We start from the raw sequence: 3,101 nt of genomic DNA, 5'->3' as shown, positions 1-3,101 counted from the left end.
TCAGTGGCACTCCGTATCCGACCTCACTTTCATCCCACCCCTAAAGGGGGTGGCTATCGCACCGTAGTGGGCTTTCGCGTTCGGGAAATCTGTAAGTCATTCACTTCATATGCGGCTCGTATTCCAGATTCAATCGCTCCTTGAATCCAACCATGTTTAAGGGTAGTATGTTCTCCAGCAAAGTGGACTCTTCCTTCAGGTGTAGCGATATAAGGATGCAAATCTGCTTCTTGCCCCGGTTCGAAAAACGTGAAAGCCCCACAAGAATAGGGATTTTGGCTCCAGCTAAAAGAAGTTCCTGATACAAACTCAGAATAGACTTGATCACCATAAATTTTTGCTAAGTTCTGTAAAGCATATCGAACACGATCTTCGTTCGATAAACTGCTCCATGTTAGAGCCTCATCTGCCCATGTATAACTTGCCTTAACCACAGCTGATCCACTTGTACCAATTCCATAACTTGGATAAAAAGTGAATCGGATCGGCAAATCAGTTATAGACTTACCGCCATATTGACCTTCTCTTTCCCAAAATCTGCTTTTAAACTCTATTCCGATTTTTGTTGCGGACAAGTAGTTGAGTTCTCGAATCGCTCTTCGTTTGTAATAGGAAAAAGAATGGTATGGTTCGACTTCCACAAATCGTAAAAGTGAAAAGGGGATGGTTACTATGGCAAAATCACCGGTTATAGTGGAATGCTGCGAGGTTTGTTGATGAATAGAATGGATGGTTATATTATTCTGATGTTGGATAATTTTCGCCATCTTTTGATGGAACATAATATTTTCTTCTAACTGCGGTAGAAATGCTCTTGGTAACAGATCCATACCGCCCGTTATCTCGTAGAAACGAGTCGCTGATTTGAAGGTTATCTGTTCTCGTAATACTTCAAGAAAAGACATTCCCATAAATGCTTCCAGATCAAGGAGTACACCGATCATATCGATAGCACCGTCCGAAAAGTAAGCATTCAAGAAAGAAGCAAACGAAAGGTTTTTAAATCTTTTTTCTACGAAATACCAATTTCTTATTGGATCTTGGTTAATAAAATCTATAATTGGCTGCATTGCTCGATCTAACAGCTGTTCTGATGATTTCCCTCTTTCGTTCGGAGCAACTGGATAGTTTAAAATATCTGGATAACGTTCAAACGTGTTAAGATGTGTTTTGATTCCATTTACATAAAGAATATCCATTGGAGTCCGGTTAATAAACTGATTTACGGGCAGTTTAAATTTTTTAATATATTCTAAGGTCAAGTGATGAATATCAGGAACACGTAATGGACCTGCGTTTAAATATAATCCATTACTAAAAGGGGAACGCAAGGTGTAAACACGTCCTCCTATCCTATCATTAGCTTCGAAAATTGTGACTTTATGTCCAGCTTCTTTTAATAAAGATGAAGCAACTAGCCCTGCCATACCTCCACCAACAATAATAATATGTTTAGGAATTTGTGTTTTTTTTAGGCCATTTCTAATTATACTAATCATTCGTTCAGTTGTTAGTTGATAATTCATATTCATAGACACCTCCTTGCTTCCCTAATAAAAAGATTATTCATTGCAGTATATTCACTTGTAGGGATACCTATGTATTCTTGATATTTAGAGATAGATCAAGTAAATAGTTTAATAGTTTTAATTTGTGAAATTTCACCTTATTTTTTGATATTCTATATTCATACGGAGTTAATAGTATTGGATTTTTTCCTAATAAACCCAAAAGTACAACTATGCATATCCATGCGAATGGATCGATAATGACTCCATAAATCGTAATTGTACCATTAGGGTCTAAATGGTGAATAAACCAAATTAAAAAAGCACGCTATCGTAAAACAGTAACGTGATAAAGATATTCACTCATGAGAAAACAGCGGCTTTTTCATAGCCTACCTCCCAAAGATCAATACGGACGATACGTTCGTAACCATTTATGGATTAAAGGAACTCGGCCATGTGTTCCATCAAGTTCTATTTATCGATTATAATAAGAATAGCAATTATTTTTGAGAGGAGATCTATAATGCTAGTGTATGATCATACTTCAAAACAAACCACTACGGAAAAAGTTCGAAAACCGACTGAGCAAGAGGTTGTGTGGATTCGTCTCCGAGATCCGGAGGCGAGTGAGGTGAAGCATGTTCTTTCCGATTTACTTAAATGTCATCCACTAGTCGTTGAAGATAGTATCAAGTTGAATCAACGTCCCAAAATGGACCGGTATCGGGATCATATCTTCATATCCTTTTTTGCAATCGACCAGCAGCACGAGCCTATTGAAATTGCTCTAGTGGTGGGCGCCAATTATGTTGTATCTATATATAAGCATGATATTCCGATATTGGATGAGTTGTACGAGCAATTTAAAAATATTGAGGGGAGAATGGAGTTTCCCGCTCAAATCTTATACCATATCATGGACCGATGTGTGGACGAATATGTGATGGTAGTTGATCATCTGGAAGATAAGATCGAAGAATGGGAGGAAGCCATCCATAAGGATCCATATTCACCTATTGCCCAAGAGATTTTTCGACTTAAGAGAACTACTCATACGTTAAGGAAGATTTTTGTGGAGGAGCGAACGGTATTAGGCAGTATTAGCCATCAACACTTTCCCTATACCATTCCAGAAGCAGATGTATATTTCATAGATGTGTTTGACCACATCTCGAGGGTAGTGGATTCGATTGATATGTTTCGTGATTCACTGACTGGCCTTCTTGATATGCAAATTTCAATGAAAGGTGATCGGATGAATGAAATCATGAAGACTTTGACGATATGGAGCACTATATTTCTGCCATTGTCTTTTGTGGTTGGTCTTTATGGGATGAATTTGAAAGGGATTCCCGAATATAATTGGGATTTTGGTTATGCCTACGTATGGGGAATTATGATCGCCTTAATCTTGATTATGGTGATTTACTTTAAGAAAAAAAAGTGGCTATAAATCGATTAAATAAAAGCGCTTCTTGAAAAAAGCCAAGGCTTTTTCAAGAAGCGCTTGGCTGATTTGGCATTTCTATTCTTACTCAGATAAAAATCAATGGTATTTCCTTCAGAATCCACGGCACGATACAGGTACAT

Annotated in this window: 2 protein-coding genes and 1 pseudogene; 1 reads left to right on the top strand and 2 read right to left on the bottom strand. The window is 37.7% G+C overall.

Annotation, left to right across the window (positions count from 1 at the left end; all coding sequences use genetic code 11):
• Positions 1-53: 53 nt before the first annotated feature.
• Complete coding sequence (locus H540_RS0121900) at positions 54-1,526, bottom strand: flavin monoamine oxidase family protein (RefSeq protein WP_028402390.1); 1,473 nt, start codon at positions 1,524-1,526, stop codon at positions 54-56.
• 508 nt (positions 1,527-2,034) lie between these two features.
• On the opposite strand from H540_RS0121900, the gene corA reads away from it, so the two are divergent.
• On the top strand, positions 2,035-2,964 hold the full coding sequence (gene corA, locus H540_RS0121895) for a magnesium/cobalt transporter CorA (protein ID WP_028402389.1): 930 nt from the start codon (positions 2,035-2,037) through the stop codon (positions 2,962-2,964).
• Positions 2,965-3,002: 38 nt separating this feature from the next.
• Here the strand turns inward: corA and H540_RS32525 are convergent.
• Positions 3,003-3,101 (bottom strand): annotated as a pseudogene (locus tag H540_RS32525) (DDE-type integrase/transposase/recombinase); the annotation flags it as partial.

The organism is Ectobacillus panaciterrae DSM 19096 (assembly GCF_000430785.1).
In the GTDB taxonomy this organism is placed as follows: domain Bacteria; phylum Bacillota; class Bacilli; order Bacillales; family Bacillaceae_G; genus Ectobacillus; species Ectobacillus panaciterrae.
The sequence above is the reverse complement of the archived record's forward strand: the minus strand, read 5'-3'. Positions and strand labels throughout refer to the sequence as shown.

Bases quoted from the DNA above. Each gene is read 5' to 3' on its own strand.
- H540_RS0121900 (WP_028402390.1), bottom strand. From the start codon at position 1,526: ATGAATTATCAACTAACAACTGAACGAATGATTAGTATAATTAGAAAT.
- corA (WP_028402389.1), top strand. From the start codon at position 2,035: ATGCTAGTGTATGATCATACTTCAAAACAAACCACTACGGAAAAAGTT.